General features: G+C 57.7%; 17 protein-coding genes and 1 pseudogene. 6 read left to right on the forward strand and 12 right to left on the reverse strand.

Annotated features, from left to right (window positions below; translation table 11 throughout):
* Window positions 1–17 precede the first annotated feature (17 nt).
* The 3 genes from ACR1XY_RS21160 to ACR1XY_RS21170 are packed head-to-tail and all read left to right on the forward strand — an operon-like array spanning window position 18 to window position 4,120.
* A complete protein-coding gene (locus ACR1XY_RS21160; RefSeq protein WP_480596195.1) occupies window positions 18–716 on the forward strand; it encodes a LuxR C-terminal-related transcriptional regulator in 699 nt (232 codons plus the stop codon).
* Between the two features lie 32 nt (window positions 717–748).
* Window positions 749–1,906 carry an FIST N-terminal domain-containing protein gene (locus tag ACR1XY_RS21165; protein WP_480596197.1) on the forward strand — a complete coding sequence of 386 codons (1,158 nt, stop codon included), beginning with the start codon at window positions 749–751 and terminating at the stop codon, window positions 1,904–1,906.
* Between the two features lie 3 nt (window positions 1,907–1,909).
* Window positions 1,910–4,120: a hybrid sensor histidine kinase/response regulator gene (locus ACR1XY_RS21170; RefSeq protein ID WP_480596199.1), complete on the forward strand. Its 2,211-nt coding sequence runs from the start codon at window positions 1,910–1,912 to the stop codon at window positions 4,118–4,120.
* 103 nt (window positions 4,121–4,223) lie between these two features.
* Here the strand turns inward: ACR1XY_RS21170 and ACR1XY_RS21175 are convergent, their stop codons facing one another.
* The 8 genes from ACR1XY_RS21175 to ACR1XY_RS21210 all read right to left on the reverse strand — a co-directional run bounded on the left by ACR1XY_RS21175 (window position 4,224) and on the right by ACR1XY_RS21210 (window position 14,152).
* Complete coding sequence (locus ACR1XY_RS21175; protein ID WP_480596201.1) at window positions 4,224–4,565, reverse strand: DUF779 domain-containing protein; 342 nt, start codon at window positions 4,563–4,565, stop codon at window positions 4,224–4,226.
* A 73-nt stretch (window positions 4,566–4,638) separates the two neighbouring features.
* Window positions 4,639–6,180: an aldehyde dehydrogenase gene (gene adh, locus ACR1XY_RS21180; protein ID WP_480596204.1), complete on the reverse strand. Its 1,542-nt coding sequence runs from the start codon at window positions 6,178–6,180 to the stop codon at window positions 4,639–4,641.
* A 431-nt stretch (window positions 6,181–6,611) separates the two neighbouring features.
* Window positions 6,612–9,398: a bifunctional aconitate hydratase 2/2-methylisocitrate dehydratase gene (locus tag ACR1XY_RS21185; protein WP_480596206.1), complete on the reverse strand. Its 2,787-nt coding sequence runs from the start codon at window positions 9,396–9,398 to the stop codon at window positions 6,612–6,614.
* 167 nt (window positions 9,399–9,565) lie between these two features.
* Complete coding sequence (locus ACR1XY_RS21190; RefSeq protein WP_480596208.1) at window positions 9,566–11,107, reverse strand: polyamine aminopropyltransferase; 1,542 nt, start codon at window positions 11,105–11,107, stop codon at window positions 9,566–9,568.
* Entirely contained in the window at window positions 11,104–11,328 is a 225-nt protein-coding gene (locus ACR1XY_RS21195) for a DUF350 domain-containing protein (protein ID WP_480596211.1), read from the reverse strand. The genes ACR1XY_RS21190 and ACR1XY_RS21195 overlap by 4 nt, the downstream gene beginning before the upstream one ends.
* A gap of 176 nt (window positions 11,329–11,504) precedes the next feature.
* Entirely contained in the window at window positions 11,505–12,809 is a 1,305-nt protein-coding gene (locus ACR1XY_RS21200; RefSeq protein WP_480596213.1) for a DUF4178 domain-containing protein, read from the reverse strand.
* Window positions 12,806–13,279, reverse strand: coding sequence for a DUF4178 domain-containing protein (locus ACR1XY_RS21205; protein ID WP_480596215.1), 474 nt, complete (start codon window positions 13,277–13,279; stop codon window positions 12,806–12,808). The genes ACR1XY_RS21200 and ACR1XY_RS21205 overlap by 4 nt, the downstream gene beginning before the upstream one ends.
* A gap of 189 nt (window positions 13,280–13,468) precedes the next feature.
* Window positions 13,469–14,152, reverse strand: coding sequence for a DnaA N-terminal domain-containing protein (locus ACR1XY_RS21210; protein ID WP_480596217.1), 684 nt, complete (start codon window positions 14,150–14,152; stop codon window positions 13,469–13,471).
* Between the two features lie 468 nt (window positions 14,153–14,620).
* On the opposite strand from ACR1XY_RS21210, the gene ACR1XY_RS21215 reads away from it, so the two are divergent.
* Together ACR1XY_RS21215 and ACR1XY_RS21220 are read left to right on the forward strand one after the other, a co-directional pair.
* Window positions 14,621–15,928: an AAA family ATPase gene (locus tag ACR1XY_RS21215; protein WP_480596219.1), complete on the forward strand. Its 1,308-nt coding sequence runs from the start codon at window positions 14,621–14,623 to the stop codon at window positions 15,926–15,928.
* Window positions 15,925–17,031, forward strand: a complete 1,107-nt coding sequence (locus ACR1XY_RS21220) for a ParB/RepB/Spo0J family partition protein (protein WP_480596222.1) — start codon at window positions 15,925–15,927, stop codon at window positions 17,029–17,031. The genes ACR1XY_RS21215 and ACR1XY_RS21220 overlap by 4 nt, the downstream gene beginning before the upstream one ends.
* Window positions 17,032–17,101: 70 nt before the next feature.
* Here ACR1XY_RS21220 and ACR1XY_RS21225 read toward each other — a convergent pair whose 3' ends face one another.
* From ACR1XY_RS21225 to ACR1XY_RS21240, 4 genes and pseudogenes are all read right to left on the reverse strand, one after another.
* Entirely contained in the window at window positions 17,102–18,157 is a 1,056-nt protein-coding gene (locus ACR1XY_RS21225) for a tyrosine-type recombinase/integrase (protein ID WP_480596224.1), read from the reverse strand.
* Between the two features lie 59 nt (window positions 18,158–18,216).
* A pseudogene (locus tag ACR1XY_RS21230) lies at window positions 18,217–18,936 on the reverse strand (IS6 family transposase).
* A gap of 207 nt (window positions 18,937–19,143) precedes the next feature.
* Window positions 19,144–19,362: a GDCCVxC domain-containing (seleno)protein gene (locus tag ACR1XY_RS21235; RefSeq protein WP_480596226.1), complete on the reverse strand. Its 219-nt coding sequence runs from the start codon at window positions 19,360–19,362 to the stop codon at window positions 19,144–19,146.
* A gap of 4 nt (window positions 19,363–19,366) precedes the next feature.
* The gene (locus ACR1XY_RS21240; RefSeq protein WP_480596228.1) at window positions 19,367–19,690 is read right to left on the reverse strand and encodes a hypothetical protein; all 324 of its coding nucleotides are present in this window, start codon (window positions 19,688–19,690) and stop codon (window positions 19,367–19,369) included.
* 98 nt (window positions 19,691–19,788) lie between these two features.
* On the opposite strand from ACR1XY_RS21240, the gene ACR1XY_RS21245 reads away from it, so the two are divergent.
* Window positions 19,789–20,178 (forward strand): MerR family transcriptional regulator, encoded by a 390-nt coding sequence (locus ACR1XY_RS21245; protein ID WP_170545354.1) that lies wholly within the window; start codon window positions 19,789–19,791, stop codon window positions 20,176–20,178.
* The last annotated feature ends 276 nt before the right edge of the window (window positions 20,179–20,454 follow it).

The raw sequence follows: 20,454 nt of genomic DNA on the forward strand, positions 1-20,454 counted from the left end.
ATCTGATCTGGATTCAAATGCACGCGAACACCGACATAGCACAGGCGATCACTTTCAATTCCGCCCTAATCGTGGACGATCACCCCTTGTTTTGCGATGCCCTGTCGATGACATTGCAGGTTGTGTCGTCGATCACCAGCATGCACACCGCCCCGACTCTTCAAGGGGCGCTTGACATGATCTCGCGTGGCACTGAACCGGATCTGATCGTGCTCGATCTGAACCTGCCGGACGTGAACGGGCTTGATGGGCTTTTGCGTCTGCGCAACGCCACCAAATGCCCGATCCTTGTGGCATCGTCAATGGCCGACAATCGCATCATCAGTTCGGCAATTCACGCCGGGGCCGCCGGGTACATTCCCAAGCACAGCCAGCGGGACGTGTTCTATCAGGCGCTGGAAACACTGAAGCGCGGGGAAACCTTTATCCCGTCCGACTGCGTTCTGCTCGAAGAAACGGACGCGGCCGAAAAGGACGATGCAATGAAGCGATTGGCATCGCTGACCAATCAGCAGGGCCGCATTCTGCAGCTGATCTGCGAAGGCAAGCTGAACAAGCAGATCGCCTATGATCTGTCGATTGCCGAGACTACGGTCAAAGCGCATGTCACCGCGATCATGCGGAAACTGGGTGTTCAGAGCCGTACGCAGGCGGTACTGATCGCAAAGCAGACCAGCTTTGCAAATGTCTTGCACGACCAAACACCACACGGCTAATCTGGCCCGCGGTTTTCAGGGGAGGAAATGAGATGGGCCATATTCATGGTCTGTCCGGGGCGGCACAAATCGTGCGGTCTGGACAAGTCGATTGCCTGGCCCCGGATGCGGTTACGCAACTGGCCAGGGCGCTCAGGCCCGGAGATCTGTCCCTGGTTTTACTATTTTTGTCTCCGGAAACTGATGTGTCCCGGCTGATCGACGAAGCCCAGCGGGTTTTTGCGCCAGCCCAGGTGGTTGGCTGCACCACGGCCGGAGAGATCGGCGAAAAGGGTTATACCGATGGCAAGATCGTGGCTGTCGGGTTTCCGCAAACCCACTTTCACACCCGGACCATCCTCATCGACGATCTCGATCGGTTTGACGCCCAGAACCTGATCGAGCGCATGATCCGCAACCGAAACCATATGGCGCGGGAAACGCCGGGCTGGATCTCGGATTTTACCTTTCTGTTAATCGACGGACTGTCCACCAAGGAAGATATGCTAACGTCGCAACTGTCCGTCGGACTCGGACCAGTCCCCTTTTTTGGCGGTTCGGCCGGCGACGGCACTGATTTCGGAAAAACTTATGTGCTGCATGGTGGGCGCGCGCATTCCAACGCCGCCATTCTCATTCAGGTCCGCAGCCGCTGCCCTATCCACGTTTTCAAGACCGACCATCTCATCCCGGCCCAGAAACGCATGGTGGTGACCGGAGCCGATCCGGCCCGGCGCATCGTCCACGAGATCAATGCCGAACCGGCTGCGCGGGAATACGCACGTCTGCTCGACAAGGATCCCGAGCAGTTGACAACCTTTACTTTTGCGGCCCATCCGGTGGTGGTGCAGATCGGTGATCAGCACCATGTGCGCGCGATCCAGCAGGTGGCCGAAAACGGCGATCTGGTGTTTTTCTCGGCCATTGACGAGGGTGTCGTCCTCACGCTGGCCGATGCTGAGAATATGGTCACGCATCTGTCCCGTGAAATGGCGGCCCTGTCGGAGCAGAAACAGCCGGAAATCGTGCTGGCCTGCGATTGCATCCTGCGCCGCCTCGAAGCCCAGCAGAAGCAGATGACAACCGACATCTCACGGGTGCTCGGGGAAAACCGTGTTGTCGGCTTTTCCACCTATGGCGAACAGGTCAACTCGATGCATGTGAATCAGACGCTCACAGGCGTCGCGATTTATCCGCCCGAGGATGGCTGAGCCATGACCAGCGAACTGATCGATCCCCGGGACACGCTCGAGCGTCAAAACGAAAAACTGCTTAAGATCACCGAAACACTGATGCGGCGGGTCGAACAGAGTTCCGAAGCCTCAGGTGCCGCCTACACCCAGTTTCAGCGGGCGGTGATGCTTGAGGAGGAAGTGCGCTCGCGTACCAAGGAACTCGAGCACGCGCTGGATCTATTGAACGTCTCGAACGCGAAACTGGCAGATGCCAACGCCGAAACCGAAGCGGCCCGGGCCAACCTCGCCAATGCGATCGAGACGTTGAAAGAAGGGTTCGCCCTATTCGATCCAAGCGATGCGCTGGTCATGTGCAACAGCCGGTTCAGCAAGCAGATGCGGGATATTTATCACCTGCTCAAGCCGGGGCTGAATTTCGAAAACTATGTCCACCTGATCGCCCACAGCCCCTATCTGTCGCTGCCCGATGGCGAAACTCCACAGGGTTGGGAGGCCTACCGACTGGCCCAGCACAAGAACAGTCACGCCGCCTTTAGCGTCCGCTTGGCCGACAACCGCTGGCTGCAAGTCAGCGAGCATCGCACGCCGGATGGCGGCACCGTGATCATCCAGACTGACATCACCGAAATGATGCGGCTCGAGTTACAGGAACGCGAACGCCTGCTGGACGATCAGGCAAAGCTGATCAAGGCCACGCTCGAGCATTTGAATCAAGGCGTTCTTATCTTTGACGACCAAAGCCAGCTTGTTGGCTGGAACCGCCGCGCCGGTGAGCTTTTGGCGATACCGGCAAACCAGATGCAGCTTGGAACCTTTTTCTCATCGTTCTACCGCGAAATCCGTGACGATCTGGAATTCCTTGGCCCGATCGACAATACCGATGTCGAAGCCTGGGTGGCGAGCAAGACCACGCGCGCTCCGCTGTCATTCGAAATTGGCATTGGCGCCGATCGTGTCCTCGCCGTCTTTGCCCAACAGATGCCCGATCAGGGATTCGTGATCAGCTTCACCGACATCACTGCGGAACGGGCGGCCGTCCGCGCAATCAAGCAAGCGAACGAAACCCTCGAACAGCGCGTGGCCACACGTACCCTGGACCTTGAGGACGCTTTGTCCGAAGCCGAACGGGCGAATGCTTCGAAATCGCGCTTTGTTGCCGCGGCGAGCCACGACCTGTTGCAACCACTTTCAGCGGCAAAGCTCTATGTGGCATCCCTCGATTGCGATCTGCAACGGTCCGAACTTCGCGAACGCGTTTCCAAAGTCAGCAATGCGCTGGTCAGTGTCGAGCAGATCCTCGCGGCCCTGCTGGATATTTCCAAACTGGATTCAGGTCTCGCTTCGGTCGACGTCTCGTCGATCAACCTGCGGGACATGCTGACCCAGCTAAACGATGAATTGGAACCACTGGCCCGGAAAAAAGGGTTGGAGTTTCGACTGGTCAACTGTGACGCGTGGGTCGAAAGCGACGCATCCTATCTGCGCCGCATCCTTCAGAACCTTGCTTCGAATGCAATTCGATATACGGAACATGGCAAGGTGTTGGTCGGCGTACGGCGCGGTTCGGGTTCGGTCCGTGTCGAAGTCTGGGACACGGGCCCCGGCATCCCCGAGGATCAGCAGGAGAAAGTGTTTTATGAGTTCCACCGCCTGAACGCGACGGCCAATCCGACCGAGGGCATGGGCCTTGGTCTCGCCATTGTCGAACGCGCCTGCCGCCTTCTGCAACACCCATTGCACCTTTCCTCGCATGTAGGGTACGGCACCTGCTTTAAAGTTGAACTGCCGCTCAGCGCGGCGACCCCAAGCAAACAACCCGCCAAAATTCCCGCCTCAAGCGGCAAATCACTGGAACACCAGATCGCTGTACTGATCGAAAACGACGCCGAGCTGCGCTCCGCCATGACCATCACTCTGGACAATTGGGGACTTGATGTGTTGCCCTGTGCGAACCTGGAAGAGGCCCAAGAACTGCTGCGGGAAGTCGATACAGCTCCGAACGTAATCATAGCCGATTATCAACTGGATGACGGGGCGCTCGGTATCGATGCAATCAACTCGATCCGCGCCATACATGGTCCGGTGCCGGCCTGTCTGGTGACTGCCAACCGCTCGCGCGATCTGCAGGGGATCTGCGAAACGCTCGACGCGGCTCTGTTCTACAAACCGATTGATCCGGATGAGCTTCGCGGATTTCTGGAAGATGCATTGGCAGGGACCGGGGACTAAGTCTGCTTGAGTGTCTGTAAGGTGGCTCCGGACAGCGGGTTAGAGCATTGGATTACTGTAATTCGGTATTTGTTCCGGCACGCATCTGCTGCACACGATCCACCTAGCGTAAACAGACATCCGACCGCGTCAGGAACCGCCGCCCCGATCCATTTTCAAGCGAGAACATGCCGCCGATCCCATCAATCGCATCGACGATCAGGTTCGTGTGTTTCCAACGTTCGTATTGATCAGCGTTCATGTAGAATGGAACATCACCAATCATACCGACCAGAACATCGTTGTCCCCGACTATGTAGTCGTCCTGCTGAAAGCACATTGGGGCCGAGCCGTCACAACATCCACCCGACTGGTGAAACAGCAGATGTTCTCCAAACCGGCATTTGAGATCCGCAATAAGCGCCAAAGCTGCGTCGGTCGCGGTAACGGTCATGGTGTCGGTCATTGCGTGGCCTTTCGGGAACACAAAGGAAAAGCCGTCCCCGAATTACCGCGGGAACGGCCCGTTCGTGGATTTCTTAGAAGAAGCCAAGCGCGTTGGGGCTGTAGCTGACCAGAAGGTTCTTGGTCTGACGGTAGTGATCCAGCATCATCTTGTGGGTCTCACGACCGATGCCCGATTGCTTATAGCCGCCAAAGGCCGCGTGGGCCGGATAGGCGTGGTAGCAGTTGGTCCAGACACGACCGGCCTGAATTTCACGGCCAAACCGGAACGCGCGGCTGCCGTTGCGGGTCCAGACACCGGCACCGAGGCCGTAGAGCGTGTCGTTGGCGATTTCCAGCGCTTCGGCGTCGTCCTTGAATGTGGTGACCGACAAAACCGGGCCAAAGATCTCTTCCTGGAAGATCCGCATCTTGTTGTGGCCCCTGAACACGGTGGGTTCGATATAGTTGCCACCTTCGACACCAGGCAGAGTCGACACGTTGCCACCGGTCAGCAATTCGGCGCCTTCATCCTTGCCCAGTTGCAGGTAGGAAGCGATTTTTTCCTTCTGTTCGATCGAGGCCTGCGCACCGATCATCGTGTCCATGCTCAGCGGGTTGCCCTGCTTGACCGCCTTTACGCGCTCCAGAGCGCGGGCGATGAAATCGTCGTAGATCGATTCCTGGATCAACGCGCGCGAGGGGCAAGTGCAGACCTCGCCCTGGTTCAAGGCAAACATGGTGAAACCTTCGAGGCATTTGTCGAAGAATTCATCATCCGCTTCCATCACGTCTTCAAAGAAGATGTTCGGTGATTTGCCGCCCAGTTCCAGGGTGACCGGGATCAGGTTCTGCGACGCATACTGCATGATCAGGCGCCCGGTGGTGGTTTCGCCGGTGAAGGCGATCTTGGCGATGCGGTTGGAAGAGGCAAGCGGCTTCCCGGCTTCGAGACCATAGCCGTTGACGATGTTGAGAACTCCAGCAGGAAGGACATCGGCGATCAGCTCAGCCAGAACCAGAATCGAGGCCGGGGTCTGTTCGGCAGGTTTCAGAACAACGCAGTTGCCTGCGGCCAGCGCTGGCGCCAGTTTCCAGACCGCCATCAGAAGCGGGAAGTTCCACGGAATAATCTGACCAACAACGCCCAGCGGTTCGGGGATGTGATAGGCATAGGTGTCGCCGTCGATTTCCGAGACATGGCCCTCTTCGGCACGGATGCAGCCGGCAAAGTAACGCCAGTGATCGACGCACAGCGCCAGATCAGCAGCGATGGACTCGCGGATCGGCTTGCCGTTGTCCAGAGTTTCAGCGGCTGCCAGGGTCTGGGTGTTGGCCTCCATGATGTCGGCAATCTTGAGCAGCATGTTGGCGCGCTCGGTGGTCGAGGTCTTGCCCCAGGCCGGGAACGCGGCGTGGGCGGCGTCTAGCGCTGCCTCGATGTCATCAGCGTTCGATCGGGCGATTTCGCAAATCACTTCGTTGGTGATCGGTGTGGTGTTTTCGAAATACTGGCCCGACTTGGGTTCAACGAATTCACCGTTGATGAAGTTGCCATAGCGCGCTTTGAATGGGAATTCGACGCCAAGGTGCGAGGTGTCCAGCGCAGTGCTGACCTGTACGTTTTGAATGTTCATGTCATTCCTCCCCTTTAAAAGAGTTCCAAGAAATGCAGCGAATCCCATGGCCTCAATCCTCATTGGTTCAGGCACCGGACCGGTGCTGGGCCAAACATAGGAAGTAGAACAGTGTTTCGATATTGTACCTTGGTCTGAGCGACTTAGGTCTCATTCAGCACATGTGCGGGTTCAAATCGTTCAGATCCCCCTCGGCTGCTCAGGGCAGCATCGCGGTCGCCAACATGATCCCAAAGAGGCAATTCCCCAGCACTGCGACGTCTGGCTTGCTGCTATTTACCGAGATCGCAGCATGGGTGTTTCCAGGAAGTCGCTGACTCTGGCCGTGCCAAAAGCTTGCGGCACAAACGCTGGTTTTAAAACTGACAGGCGTTTCAACGCCGTGTCGGAAAAGATCAGGCCGGTTCAAATTGAACCGGCCTGAAAAAATTTTAAAAGTGCGCCGACTTGGTGTTTTCCGGCACCACCGGCGGGGCGAACTTGGTCAGGTCAATGCCTTCGACCGCTGCTTTGTATTCTTCGATCTTCGGCGTCCGGCCCAGGATGGCCGACAGCACGACAACCGGGGTCGAGGCCAGCAGGCTTTCGCCTTTCTTGTCCGGCGCATCTGCCACGACACGGCCCTGGAACAGGCGGGTCGACGTGGCCAGAACCGTGTCACCCTTGGCGGCTTTCTCCTGGTTACCCATGCAGAGGTTACAGCCGGGACGCTCAAGGTAGAGAATGTTCTCATACTCGGTGCGTGCCTGTGTTTTCGGGAACAGGTCGTCGAATTCGAAGCCCGAGTATTTCTCGAGCACTTCCCAGTCGCCCTCTTCCTTCAACTCGTCGATGATGTTGTAGGTCGGTGCCGCGACCACCAGCGGGGCCTTGAATTCGACCTTGCCGGTTTCCTTTTCCAGATTCTTCAGCATCTGCGCGACGATCTTGATGTCACCCTTGTGCACCATGCACGAGCCAACAAAGCCCAGATCAACGTGCTTTTCAGCATTGTAGTACGAGATCGGACGGATCGTATCGTGGGTGTACCGCTTGGAAACGTCGGCATTGTTGACATCCGGGTCGGCGATCATCGGCTCGACGATCTGGTCAAGATCGACGACGACCTCGGCGGAGTATTTCGCATTGTCGTCCGGGGTCAGTGCCGGTTTTTCACCCGACTTGATCTCGGCAATGCGGGCATCAGCGATGTTGATCAGCTTTTGCAGCATGCCGTTATCATGCTCCATGCCCTTGTCGATCATGATTTGGATGCGCGACTTGGCCAGTTCCAGCGAACCGATCAGGGTGTCGTCGTTGGAGATACAGACCGAGGCCTTGGCCTTCATCTCGGCGGTCCAGTCGGTGAAGGTAAAGGCCTGGTCCGCCAGCAGCGTACCGATATGCACTTCGATCACGCGGCCCTGGAACACGTTGTCGCCATGCTGTTCCAGCATCTGCGCCTGCGTGGCGTGCACTACGTCGCGGAAGTCCATGTGATCGGCCATTTTGCCTTTGAACGTCACCTTGACCGATTCCGGGATCGGCATCGAGGCTTCCCCGGTGGCCAGCGCCAGCGCCACGGTGCCCGAGTCGGCCCCGAAGGCCACACCTTTGGACATGCGGGTGTGGCTGTCGCCGCCAATGATAACCGACCAGTCATCCACCGTGATGTCGTTCAGCACCTTGTGGATCACGTCGGTCATCGCATGATAGACGCCTTTGGGATCGCGACCGGTGACAAGGCCGAAATCGTTCATGAACTTCATCAGGCGAGGCGTGTTTGCCTGTGCCTTGGCATCCCAAACCGATGCAGTGTGACAACCCGACTGATAGGCACCATCAACGATGGGGGACACGACTGTCGCGGCCATCGATTCAAGTTCCTGCATGGTCATCAGGCCGGTGGTGTCCTGCGACCCGACGATGTTGACCTTCACACGCACGTCCGAACCGGCGTGCAGGGTCTTGCCCGGAGTTGTGCCCACAGCGTTCTTGTTGAAGATCTTCTCAACCGCGGTCAGGCCCTGACCGTCGTGGCTGATCTCTTTCGATGGAGCAAAGACCAGAGGTGCTTCGACACCCAGCGTCTCGGCCGCAAATGTCTGTAGCTTCTTGCCGAAGACAATGGCGTAGGAACCGCCCGCCTTCATGAATTCCACTTTCTGCGGCGTGAAGGACGCGGACACATCCACCAGTTCTTCACCATCTTCGCTCAGCAGCTTGTGCTCTTTGGTGTTGATCTTCAGAACCGTGCCGGTCGCGACCGAATACTTCTCTTCAAGAATCGGGTTGCCGTCATTGTTCAGGATCGCATTGCCGTCTTCGTCGACCTTCTTGACCCAGTTCTTCAAGTCGATGCCGATACCGCCGGTCACACCCACGGTGGTCAGAAAGATCGGCGAGATACCATTGGTGCCTGCAACGACCGGAGCGATGTTGACGAAGGGCACATAGGGGCTGGCCTGCTTGCCGGTCCACAGTGCCACGTTGTTCACACCCGACATCCGCGACGAGCCCACGCCCATGGTGCCCTTTTCGGCGATCAGCATCACTCGCTTGTCAGGATGCTGAATTTTCAGGGCTTCGATTTCCTGCTGCGCTTTCTCGGTGACAAAGCACTGACCGTGCAGTTCCCGGTCCGCGCGCGAGTGCGCCTGGTTGCCCGGCGACAGCAGGTCAGTCGAGATATCGCCCTCGGCCGCGACATAGGTCACGACTTGAACCTCTTCGTCGACATCGGGCAGCTTGGTGAAAAACTCTGCCTTGGCATAGCTTTCCAGAATGTCTTTCGCTACCGCGTTGCCAGCCTCGAAAGCGGCCTTCAACCGGTCGGTGTCGGCGTCATACAGGAAGACCTGCGACTTCAGAACCTCGGCGGCCTGACCCGCAATCGCGGCATCGTCACCCAGCGCCAGATCCAGCAGAACCTCAACCGAGGGGCCGCCTTTCATGTGCGACAGCAGTTCGAACGCGAAAGGAACCGAGATTTCCTCGACCAAGGCCTCGCCCAGAATGATCTCTTTCAGGAACTTGGCCTTCTCACCTGCGGCGCTGGTTGTGCCGGGCAGCGTGTTATAGATGAAGAAATTCAGCGACTCCGCCCGATGTTCGTTGCCGGTATCCTTGATCTGATCGACAATCTCTTTGACAAGAGCGCCATCATCGATGGGCTTGGGGTGCAGCCCCTGTTCCTTACGGGTTTCGATTTCGCTGAGGTAGTCTGTATAAAGGCTCATGGCTGATCCGGCTGTTTGCAATTTATGACGCTGTCTGCCGGATTCGCGGTGCTCTGGCGAGACCCGGCGCTTTGTTTGTATGCGGCGGTATACCATTCTGCGGAGAATATCAAGGGACCATCTGCGCCGATCGAACGCGTTCGGGTGATGAACGCCTTGGCTGCGGCTCATCGAAACCAGTAGTCCCAGCCGTCCAGATAGTACCCGGTCAGAACATGGGTCTGCAGCGTATTGGGTTCGACTGCGACGCGGTCCATGTCCGAGCCGAACGCCTGCGCTGCCTGCCACACGTCATCGGTCAGAAAACTCAGCCCCTTTGGCAGGTTCAGATCCCGACCCGGCAGCGGTTCGGGTGAGGCCAGCACAAACCCCCACTCGCCGAAACTGGGCACATAGCTGTGATAAGGCAAAGTATGCAGCCCTCGCCCCGGGTGCTGCGGATTACGGCTGCTGTTCAGGGTTTCCACCACCGACCAGAAGGCCTGCCGCGCAAAGAATGGTGACCCGGCCTGTGTGACCAACAGCCCCTGCCCGCTCAGCCGCTCGACAGCCAGCCCGTAGAATTGCCGTGTATATAGCCGCGACAACGCGATGGATTTCGGGTCCGGCAGATCAATGAGGATCACGTCAAAGACCCGGTCCTCCCCTTCCAGGAATTTCCACGCATCCTTGTTGACGATGGTGACGCGCGGATCGGACAAGACCCTGTCGTTCAATGCCGACAGGTCCGGATGGTCGCGGAACACCTGTGTGACGCGAGGATCAAGATCAACCAGCGTCACGCTTTCGACGTCTGCGTAACGCAGCACCTCACGCACGGCCATACCGTCGCCGCCACCGAGAACCAGAATATCCACCCGCCGCGGAGCAAGCGCCATGGCCGGATGCACCAGCGGCTCGTGATAGCGGTGCTCATCCAGCGTATCGAACTGGATCGAGTGGTTCAGGAACAGACGCACCCGGTCACGATAGCGCGTCACCGTGATCTGCTGATAGGGCGTCGCCTCGGACAGGATCACGTCATCCTCGAACAGTTCCGCCTCTGTGACCGAAACCAGTTTCTCGGAATGCCACAACGCCACCATGGTCGCTGCAAAGGCCAGCACCCAGACGCCCACCTGCAACCGGCTGGCCCAGTGCCGGAACAGGAACAGCGACAGCCCCGCCACCGCCAGATTCAACCCGCCAAAGGCCAGACTGGCCGACATCAATCCCAGATGCGGGATCACCAGCAAGGGAAAAGCCAGCGAGGCCACCAGCGCACCCACGTAATCGACGCTCAGGACATTTTCGAACCGGAACTTCAGCGCGCCGATCTCTTCCAGTACCCGCGCGATCAGGGGTATTTCCATCCCCGACAGCACCCCGATGGTGATCAGCGCGGCATAAAGCGGGGTCGCCACATGCCCCATCCACGCATAGTTCAGAAACAGCACTGGCGCCATGAAGCCACCGACGATCCCCAACAGGATCTGCGCCCAGACAAAGCCGGAAAACGCGTGCGTGACATAGCGCGACAGCCACGCGCCCAGCCCCATGGCCGACAGGAATATCCCGATGACCAGTGAGAACTGCCGTACCGAATCCCCCAGCAGATAGCTGGAGAGCGTGGCCGCGATCAGCTCATAGATCAGCCCGGCGACGGCAACCAGAAACGTCGCGGCCAGCAGCCACGCGGCGCGGGCCTCAACCGCCCGGGCCGCCGTCATGACAGGATGACGGCCGCGATGATGATGGCAACCGAGACGAACAGCAGCCCGATCAGGATCGACAGCGCCACGTTCTGGTCATGCTCGATCTCGCGCACGATCGAAAACGGGGTCAGCCAGTCGATGACCTTCCACACCACCCACATCAGCGTGACACCGAGAAAAGTGTAAAAGATTGTGCTGATAATCTCTGCAATCTGAATGGCTGCTAAATAGTCCATGATGTCCCCGTTATTTCACGCGATTTGATCGATAATAGCCGCCACCGTCGCTGCCGACGCGAACCGACCTGTCCAGGTCACGGCTTTCGCTGCCGTAACCGTAGTAAGTTACGTATCCCGTGGCCCCCACGGCCGCGGTGGAAATCAGTAGGAAGATGATCCGGAAAGCTGTCACATTAATCCTCGTCCACCCAGTCAGTCCCCGACCAGCGCGCCTTTCGATGCAGCCATTTACGCCCGAACTGATACAGGAACAACGCCCCGAAGACCGCGCCCAGATAGGCCATCCACTTGCCGGTGAACAGACCCGTCCGGACATCCAGTGACAGGTGGGTGAACGGTTCACCTGACGGGTGTTGCCGTCCGTTCCCCCCATGCCACAGCCCTTTTTCGGCCGCCGAGAGAGTCAGAGTGTAGGTTCCGCTGATTTCAGGTCGAAAGCGCAGCCGGGTCGCCGGGGACCCTTCGCTCCAGTTGCCATCGGAATCACGGCCGGAATAGGATTCGATGGTGCGCCCGGTCTCGAACACCGGCTGGCCGTCAGGGTCCAGCATCTCCATCTCCAGATGGGCCCAGCTGTTCCGCAGGTTCCCGGCCACCCGGATCGAGGTCAACCTGTTGTCGGCCTCCAGCGGAATGGCGATCTCAACCGGAAGGTCCCGCAGGTCCACTTTTGTGTTGCGCAGCACGACCCGCCCGTCCTGCACGTTGAACGCCAAAGCCGTCACCAGGCAAATGGCCGCGAACACAAACGAACTCCACAACAGGAACCAGTAGTTTTGCCCTGCCACAAAGGGTTGCAACGGATGGACGCGGTAGGGCTTGAGGTCCAGCGTAACGCCAAAGGCCGCTTCGGCCTCGGCCTTGGTCACATAGATCGAACGGTAGGTTTCGCGCTCGCTGCCCGTTTGCGAAAACGCAAGCATCGCCGAGTTGGACATGGCCGTGACGGTCACCGCCCTCTCACCGAACTTTGGCCGCCAGGTAAATTCGCCTTCGACATAGGTGATCTTGCTGGTCGTGGTCTCGTAGTAGCGGAATGGTTCCCTATTGATATGAATGGTTGGTCGATGCTCAGCGCTCTCCACCACGTATTCGGACAGCCAGCCTGTTCCCCTGTATCGACGCGAAAACACCAGGTGGTCGTTCTCAAGGGTCAACCAGGCATAGCCATGGGTCGGCGAATAAAGCTGATGATCGATCCAGGTGAATTCGCGCCCCGCCCAGCGTTCGGTGTGCTGGATCAGGCCGATGATGACAAACTCGACGTCATACAATCTGCCGCGCATCCCAATCGACAGCGGTGTATCTGGTCGCTTCAGCCCGGCGAACCTACGCAGAACCTTATAATTGTCCTGCGCATTCAATTCTGATCCGCAAAATTCGCAGATTTTAACCACTACCCGTCCACCGCCCAAAACGTCCAATCCGGCTCCGCAGGAGGTGCAATTGATGGATGTAAGCTCGGGTGTCCGGGTCATGCCTGTCTCTGCACCTTCACACCGAACGGGTCGTACCAGCGCCCCTCATACCACGCTGTGTTTTCGCCCCAGAACTCACCAGACAGCAGCCGGAAACCATCGGTCGAGGCATTGACGAACCGATATGTCTCGCCCACCTGCAGTTCCTCGTCGAACTGCCCGCGCAAGGCGATGCACTCGGCCTGTTCGACTTCGGTTACGGTGTAGGTGGCACCGTTGAAGTCCAGCGTCTCGCCGGGTTTGAACGGAGGCTGGGACTTAGGTATCTGCGCTTCCGGGATGCGGACTTGTTCAACAACGTCGCCTTCGTCCACTGAAATCCACGAGGTCGCGCCCTTTTTCGAAATCCCGCAGTATTCGTCCCAGAACCCCCGCCCATAGGAAAAGCGCGCGTGGCCGAGGATCTGAATGGTCTTGCGCCCCAGTTCGATGGTGTCTCCGACAGCGAACAGCAGCGGTGCATCATGCATCACACCTTGATCTCCGGCCTGTACGATGTGGTTGCCCTTCAAAAACAGGGTTGTGCCACATGACGAGCAGGTCACGAGCTTGGCGGCTTTCAAAATGATCGGGCATAAAGACCCGCAATTTGGGCAATTAAAATCCTGCATCGCTTCAGGTCGCGCATAGAGGTGAAAACTTCAAGCTGTGATTGAACCCTACTCCGTAGCTTCGACCCGGACACTACGCACATCCGGGTCAACGCGGCTGTAGGCAGCCAGCAACCTCCCATTCCATTTTTGCGCGATATAGTCCGCCATGAACCGCGACGGCGCCACAAGTGTAACCGCCCCCCCTGCCCTGTCGGCTTCGGCCAGATGCCGAAACCAGCTAGCCCAAAGCTCGGGGTCTCGTCCGTGCAGGATGGCCTGAACTTGCGTCCAGACATCCCCATCCGAAGTATCCGGCGGCGCCGGTTTGGCCGTAAAAGGTACCACATTGGTGTCTGACTCAGGTTCCTCTGTCATTCGCGCCAGGAAATCGGGCCCGATTGTCGGCCACACTTCGGACGTGTCGATCATCAACTGTTTCAGATCCAGCTCATAGACCGCGACGCGCCCGCGGGCTGCGGGGCGCTTGACCGCGATCCAGCCCATTGTCCGCAGCTTGGCCATTTCACGTTTGACGGTGCGTTCGTTCACCGACCACAAACGGGCGATTTCCTCTCGGCCGATCGACAGCTCATTGTTGCGCCAGTTGTATCGGGTTGTGATCAGGGCGATGATCCTCAGGATGCTGCGCTGCCGATGCTTGTCGCCCGACAGGGCGTGCACGGTCAGTGCTGACAATATATCATACTTGATCGCGGGCGCATTTCGCCCGACCGGTTTTGCAACCTGCATTCCAGTTCTCACCGCTCTGTCTGCCTCAGACGGTTTATACCGCCAACGTCGCGCTGTTTGCCAACGCTTTTCGCCTTGATGTCCTGATTAGCGTCCAATCGGACGATTCTGTCAAGCGGAGTCTGAATTGAAGCCAGGTCCCGGCTTGTCCCAAATCAAAAATCAAAAAAAATATTGGTGAAGTATTGGTGATGGGGGACATACTGGCTGTCCCCTTATTGAGTAGTTTTGTCCCCCCATATGGAGTGGCGTTAGCCTTTATGCCCCCCTAAATCCTGTTTCAAAGCCGGTGAATTCGTCCCGCTCCGAATCATCAGGGCTTCGAATCGGCCAACACGCGCGAGGCCCTTTATTTCTTACCCGTGGGTAAGATCACAGTGTCATCATATTTCCTTTTGCCTAAAGCGCAAATCAAGCGTAAATAGGAAACACATAAAAAATAGCGTCCCAAACGATGAGACTTGAGGCATGTACACGCACGAAGACCTGAACGCATTGCGCAATCAGTCCCTCAAACTGCAGGGCTGGATTCGCCAGCAGACCTTCAGCCCCGAGATGGAGAAGACCCTCCGCCGGTTTTCAAGCTGGGAGGTGTCCGAGCTGATCTTTCGCGTCAATCAATCGACTTTCCGCGGCAAGCTTGCGGCTGACCCATCCCTTCCCGGCGGTGAAGTGGAGCCCGAAGGCCGTCAGCGCTGGTTCAGCCTGGAAGAGGTGAATGAGCTGCGCCGGCGGCTCAAGGTGAACCGCAAGTCGCTGATGCCACCCCGGCCCGTGGGCAAGCGTGCCATCCGAGCTGCGGTAGCCAACTTCAAAGGTGGCGCGGGCAAGTCCACAGTCGCCCTGCACCTGGCCCATGCGGCGGCGCTGGATGGCTATCGCGTGCTGGTGGTGGATTTCGACCCACAAGCGACGCTAAGCCATTCCATGGGTCTGACCGACGTGGCCGAGGACTTCACCGTTTGGGGCATCATGGCTCGAGACCTGATCCGCGAGACCGGGCGGATGAACAGCCGCCCTGCCGCCGCCGAATCCGGAACCGCCCTGCCCCGCCGCGAATTGCCGCCCTCGATCACCGATATGGGGCTTGGTGATCTGCGCATATCGGATTTCATAAAGCAGAGCTCGTGGTCGACCATCGATGTCATTCCCTCCTGCGCCAACGCGGCCTTCGTGGAATTTGCTTCGGCGCAGTACCGGCACCTGAACCCCGAATGGTCGTTCTTTGCCGCCGTGTCACGGTATCTGGATCAGATCCCGGACGATGCTTATGACCTGATCCTGTTCGATTGCCCGCCTGCCATTGGGTATCAGTCGATGAACGCGGTTTTTGCCGCTGACATGCTTTATGTCCCTTCAGGGCCCGGATATTGGGAATACGACTCGACCACCTCCTTCATCGGTCAGTTGGCCGAGGCGTTGGAGGATCTGGCTTATGGCTTCGATAAGACCTTACCCACGGGTAAGATCGGCCTGCCCAAGACGTTCTGCGAGATACGCTTTCTGCTGACCCGGTATGAACCGGGCAACGCGTTGCATTTGGCCATGTTCGATGCGTTCAGGAAAGTGTTCGGTGAGCATGTCGCCGAACATCCGGTGGAAATGACCCGCGCCGTCGAGCAATCCGGTCGCTTCCTGAGTTCGGTCTACGAGATGGATTACCGCGAAATGACGCGGGAAACCTGGCGCCGCGCGCGCTCGACCTTTGATAATGTGTATGAAGAATTCCGGGGCGTGATGCTGTCGGCCTGGGACAAGCTGGAGGGTGACGCATGAGCCGTAAACGCAGAATGTTTGACATCGACATGCCGGCCATGGAGGACATCCCGGTCGGCAAGGTTCCGGACAAGGTGCTTGAGAAACGGCGCGGTCCGATGGCCACGGCAATCTCGGAAAACGCCGACGCCCTGCGCGATCAGCGATCGACCGAAGAAACCATCCGGGCCGAAAACGACCGCTTGGCGCACGAGCTTGTCCGCTTGCGGTCCGAAGGTCTGGTGACCGAACATGTGGCTCTGGTGGACGTGGTCACCGAGAAGCTGACCCGAGACCGCAAGCCCGGCCCTGACCCTGAGCTGGACGAGTTGAAAGACTCAATTCGTGATATCGGCCTGTCGAACCCGATCCGGTTGGAACGTCGTTCCGATGGTCGTTTCGACCTGATCCAGGGCATGCGTCGCCTGTCGGCATATCAGGCGCTGTTCGAGGAGACCGGTGAAGAAATCTATTCCAAAATCCCGGCTGGCATCTCCGACGCGAGTGATTTGAATGACAGTTATCGCCGCATGGTGGATGAGAACCTGATCCGCAAGGATATCTCATTTGCCGAAATGGGGGCGCTGGCCCGGGCCTATGCTGACGATCCGGCCAATGACTGCGCCGATGTCGACAAGGCGGTTGCGATCCTGTTCAAATCCGCCAGCTATACCAAGCGCAGCTATATCCGGTCTTTCGCCAGCTTGCTGATGATGCTGGACAAGGTGCTGATGCATCCCAACGATATTCCGCGCAATTTGGGGGTCGAGTTGAAACGCAAGCTCGACGCCAGTCCGGGCTTGATCCGTCAGGTCAGCACTGCGGTGATGAGTGAACCGGATCGTGACGGCCCGCGTGAAGTGGCAATACTGCGGTCGTTTGTTGAAGCCGAAGGGAGCGTCCCCAAGAGACCGGTCACCGCTTCGGGTGGAAAAACGCGGCGTGCAAAAACCACATTCCAGGTGTCGGGACGGGCAGGGGTTGCGAAATGCTCAGCCTCTAGCGGGCGGCTCGAATTGCGCTATGACCTGGATTTCTCACGCGTCGACCGTGCCCGGCTGGAGCAGGCAATTGCAACTCTGATCGGCGATCTGCAGGAAGAGGACGATCTTACCCACGGGTAAGGTTTTGATATCGAATTCTGCACTGTGACGAACGCCGGGCCAATCGCCCGGCGTTTCCCGTTATCGAAAGTCACCCCAGCAGATTAGTCGCCGGATTTTCTGCGATATCGACATCATCGTAGTATTTCTGCGCCTGTACCATGGAGCGGTGCAGGGACAGGCGCATGGCGGCCTGGATCGGGGCGCCATCCAAAGCGGCTTGCGTCAGGAAGCCCGAGCGCAACCCGTGCGGTGAGGCAAAGCCTTCAGGCAGGCCTGCGAGTTTCAACCGGTGTTTGACGATCTGATAGATCGCATCCGGTGACAGGCGGCGCTTCAGCACCCGATCCGCCTTGGAGACCGGGCGGAACAGGGGGCCGTCGCTGATCTGGCCAACCTCGATCCAATGCACCAACGCCTGCGCGGCGCGGGTTTTCAGCACCAGCCGGGGCGTTTCCCCCTTGGCTGTGGTCTTGGTCTCCAGCAGGGACAGCCAGACCACACCGGATTTGTCGAACTCCTTGAAAGAGACATCTTCCCGCATCAGCCCGGTGATCTCCGACCGACGGCGGCCGCCGCTGGCCCAGCCCAGCATCAGCAGTGCCCGGTCGCGACAATCCCGGCGGGAGCCGCGGCAGGTGGCCAGCAGCTGTTCCAGCACATCGCGGGTGATAGGGTGTTGCGATTTCGGGGCAGGGGGCCGGGCGGCGGCGCGGCGCGCCTTGGCGCGGGCCTGTTTCACCTGTGGCGCGTCAAACGGGCTGGCGAGGTTCTTCATGCGGTGGAAGGCCAACCAGGAGGCGATGCGCCGGTCCAGGGTGGATGGGGCCGGACAGGCCAGCGATCTGCGCAGCCCTTGATCTATCAATGCTTCCGCCGTCCGGCGGGCGCGATCGTCTGGTGCCGCGTCATTCAGATCGCGGGCGTGATCGAGGATGAAGGCCAGCGCGATGTCCTGACGCTCCGGCCACTCAAGCGGCTTCTTGAAGGCCACATTGGCCCACGCCGTGATGTAGAGCAGGTCGCGCTCATAGGCCCGCAGCGTATTGGCCGGCGTGCCGCGGACATAGAGGTCGGTCAGGGCCTCCTGATCCGCCTGGGAGAGGGCCGGGAAAGGGCCGGGAAGGTGTGGGGCAGGAGGCTTCATGGCAGCCAGTCTGTACCTGTTTCCCGGCAAAATCAATCAAACACGATAAGGGGTACTTATCATGTATAATAGGAATTTGATTGCACGACATAAGAAACGAGCAAAAGTGGTGAATTTTGCGCATAGTAAGGTGGGGGGCTCTGGTTATGGGGAATTTTGCGGATCATGTGCGCAACTTCAATCCCATCCAGCGTAGCGGAGGCGGAAGCGAACGACTTGAATCCTAGCATTGGGCGGATCCGGCGTTTGATGAAACGATGGTCTTGTTCAATGAGATTGTTAAGGTACTTCCGATGCAACATCTCAATTGAAATTGGACATCCAAAACTCTTGAGCATGGTGTTGACGGCTTTGATACCAGCAGTGTTGGCGCCGCTCTTGTCGATGACGATCTTTCGTGGAAGGCCATTGCATTCAAGCATTCGAACGAAGAACTTGGTGGCGGCTGGTTTGTTTCGACGTCGTGAAAGCATGAAGCCAAGTGTCTTGCCGTGTTTATCGACGGCTCGGTAGAGATAGACCCGCGCACCTTTAACCTAGATGTAAGTTTTGTCCATCCGCCAGAACCGGTCACACGGTCCCTTGCGCCTGCGCGCGACTTCGGCAATTGCACTAGCGTATTTTGTCACCCACCGGTTCAGCGTCGTGTGATCTACCGCAACGCCACGCTCAGACATGATTTCTTCAAGATCACGATACGACACGCCGTATCGGACGTAGAAGAACACAGCAAAGAGGATCACATCCTTGGGATATTGTGCGCCTTTAAAGGAGATCATGAGCTGGCTTTCTACTAGTTGGGACCGAAAGCCATCCAAACGCTAAACTCAAGCGCGTCAACAGCCAAAACTTTGCAACAGAGCCACAACATTGCAACTGCCGAATATCTTGTGCGGCCAAGCAGCGGAAAGAACTGTCATTCATGCAAATAGCAGCGATGCTCGCGGCGGCAGCTCACAGTTCGCTCAACAAAACCGTCCTTCACTTCATCCGCAACAGCTATCGCCTAGCTGAATTGGTGGACACGGGACCGTGGCATATGAACAGTAAACACAACAGTCGCCTTCCAACGGCTTCAAAACTGTTTTGCACGACTTGCATTCATAGAACCACTGGCAAGCATCCGTTGGCATTTGCTCGGTTTCGCTGCGGCCGCATTTCGGGCAAATCAGGGTGCTTTCTAGGACTACAGTTTGTTTTGTCATAGTCTCACATCTGCATGATCAGGTAATCGTTAATCCGTGCCTCGTTAAACACAACGACCCAAGCCACGCCGGTGATTAGAGTCGTTCCTGCAAGCCGCCATTTCAACGTCGGCAAGGAACCGCGCCGATAAGATACCATCCATGATATCACGACGAGCGCCGTTGACATCGTCAGCACATAGTAACTCGCTGCCGCAACCTTCCCAAAGATTGCCAACCAACTGCCACCCAGCCCCAGTAAAATCATCGTCATGGGCAAAACGCAGCAAGTCGCGACGCCAAGCGCTGATAGCGATCCCAAATAGCTGAGGCTAAGGTACTTCTGCATTCTGTTTCCCTGATGGACTACGTCGCGCGGAGTTGTAGAGACAACAACCACTCGTTTAACTTCTGTAGCCACTACAGGATCAAGACAGGAAATCTCACATGTTTGCGATTGGGGAGGCATCCCGGCAAAGCGGTGTCGGAATTGAAACTATCCGCTACTACGAACGCGAAGGGATCGTGCCGAAACCAGAAAGGGCGTCGAATAATCGACGCATGTACTCTGCGCACGATGTGGGACGGCTTTGTTTTATAAGGAAGTGCCGAGACTTGGGTTTTTCGCTTGCCGATGCAAAGGTGCTTCTCAACCTGTCCGAAGGTGATAGCGAGGATTGCCAATCCGTTAAGGAACTGGCCGAGCTTCATATCTCCAATGTGCGTATGAAGATAAACGAACTAAAGCGATTGGAGGCCGCTCTGAATGAACTTACGGCCAACTGTAACATCGGAAACGTTTCTTGCCCGATGCTTGCGCAGATACGGACCTACTAATGGCACTTTGAGGCTCGCAGTCGCCCTATGCCAACGCAGCATGACCCAAGATTCGGGCCGCACAGAATCTACCGTTCGTTAGAGAGGTCAACTCGTTGATTTAGCAATGTTTCCATCAATCAATGAACATTTGTGCATCGCCACGGTGTTCTTGTAGCGCGCGGTGAATTCGGACAGACAGCCCTACCGGATGAGGTGGGTGGCTCCTGCTCCACCGGCATCGAATGTGCCAAAGTGCAGTTGTCATCGACTGCTAGGAAAGGAGCCACCCAATGA

This window comes from Ruegeria sp. AD11(2025) (assembly GCF_056542405.1).

Coding starts and splice junctions, on each gene's coding strand:
- ACR1XY_RS21160 (WP_480596195.1), top strand. CDS start 18: ATGCACGCGAACACCGACATAGCACAGGCGATCACTTTCAATTCCGCC.
- ACR1XY_RS21165 (WP_480596197.1), top strand. CDS start 749: ATGGGCCATATTCATGGTCTGTCCGGGGCGGCACAAATCGTGCGGTCT.
- ACR1XY_RS21170 (WP_480596199.1), top strand. CDS start 1,910: ATGACCAGCGAACTGATCGATCCCCGGGACACGCTCGAGCGTCAAAAC.
- ACR1XY_RS21175 (WP_480596201.1), bottom strand. CDS start 4,565: ATGACCGACACCATGACCGTTACCGCGACCGACGCAGCTTTGGCGCTT.
- adh (WP_480596204.1), bottom strand. CDS start 6,180: ATGAACATTCAAAACGTACAGGTCAGCACTGCGCTGGACACCTCGCAC.
- ACR1XY_RS21185 (WP_480596206.1), bottom strand. CDS start 9,398: ATGAGCCTTTATACAGACTACCTCAGCGAAATCGAAACCCGTAAGGAA.
- ACR1XY_RS21190 (WP_480596208.1), bottom strand. CDS start 11,107: ATGACGGCGGCCCGGGCGGTTGAGGCCCGCGCCGCGTGGCTGCTGGCC.
- ACR1XY_RS21195 (WP_480596211.1), bottom strand. CDS start 11,328: ATGGACTATTTAGCAGCCATTCAGATTGCAGAGATTATCAGCACAATC.
- ACR1XY_RS21200 (WP_480596213.1), bottom strand. CDS start 12,809: ATGACCCGGACACCCGAGCTTACATCCATCAATTGCACCTCCTGCGGA.
- ACR1XY_RS21205 (WP_480596215.1), bottom strand. CDS start 13,279: ATGCATGATGCACCGCTGCTGTTCGCTGTCGGAGACACCATCGAACTG.
- ACR1XY_RS21210 (WP_480596217.1), bottom strand. CDS start 14,152: ATGCAGGTTGCAAAACCGGTCGGGCGAAATGCGCCCGCGATCAAGTAT.
- ACR1XY_RS21215 (WP_480596219.1), top strand. CDS start 14,621: ATGTACACGCACGAAGACCTGAACGCATTGCGCAATCAGTCCCTCAAA.
- ACR1XY_RS21220 (WP_480596222.1), top strand. CDS start 15,925: ATGAGCCGTAAACGCAGAATGTTTGACATCGACATGCCGGCCATGGAG.
- ACR1XY_RS21225 (WP_480596224.1), bottom strand. CDS start 18,157: ATGAAGCCTCCTGCCCCACACCTTCCCGGCCCTTTCCCGGCCCTCTCC.
- ACR1XY_RS21235 (WP_480596226.1), bottom strand. CDS start 19,362: ATGACAAAACAAACTGTAGTCCTAGAAAGCACCCTGATTTGCCCGAAA.
- ACR1XY_RS21240 (WP_480596228.1), bottom strand. CDS start 19,690: ATGCAGAAGTACCTTAGCCTCAGCTATTTGGGATCGCTATCAGCGCTT.
- ACR1XY_RS21245 (WP_170545354.1), top strand. CDS start 19,789: ATGTTTGCGATTGGGGAGGCATCCCGGCAAAGCGGTGTCGGAATTGAA.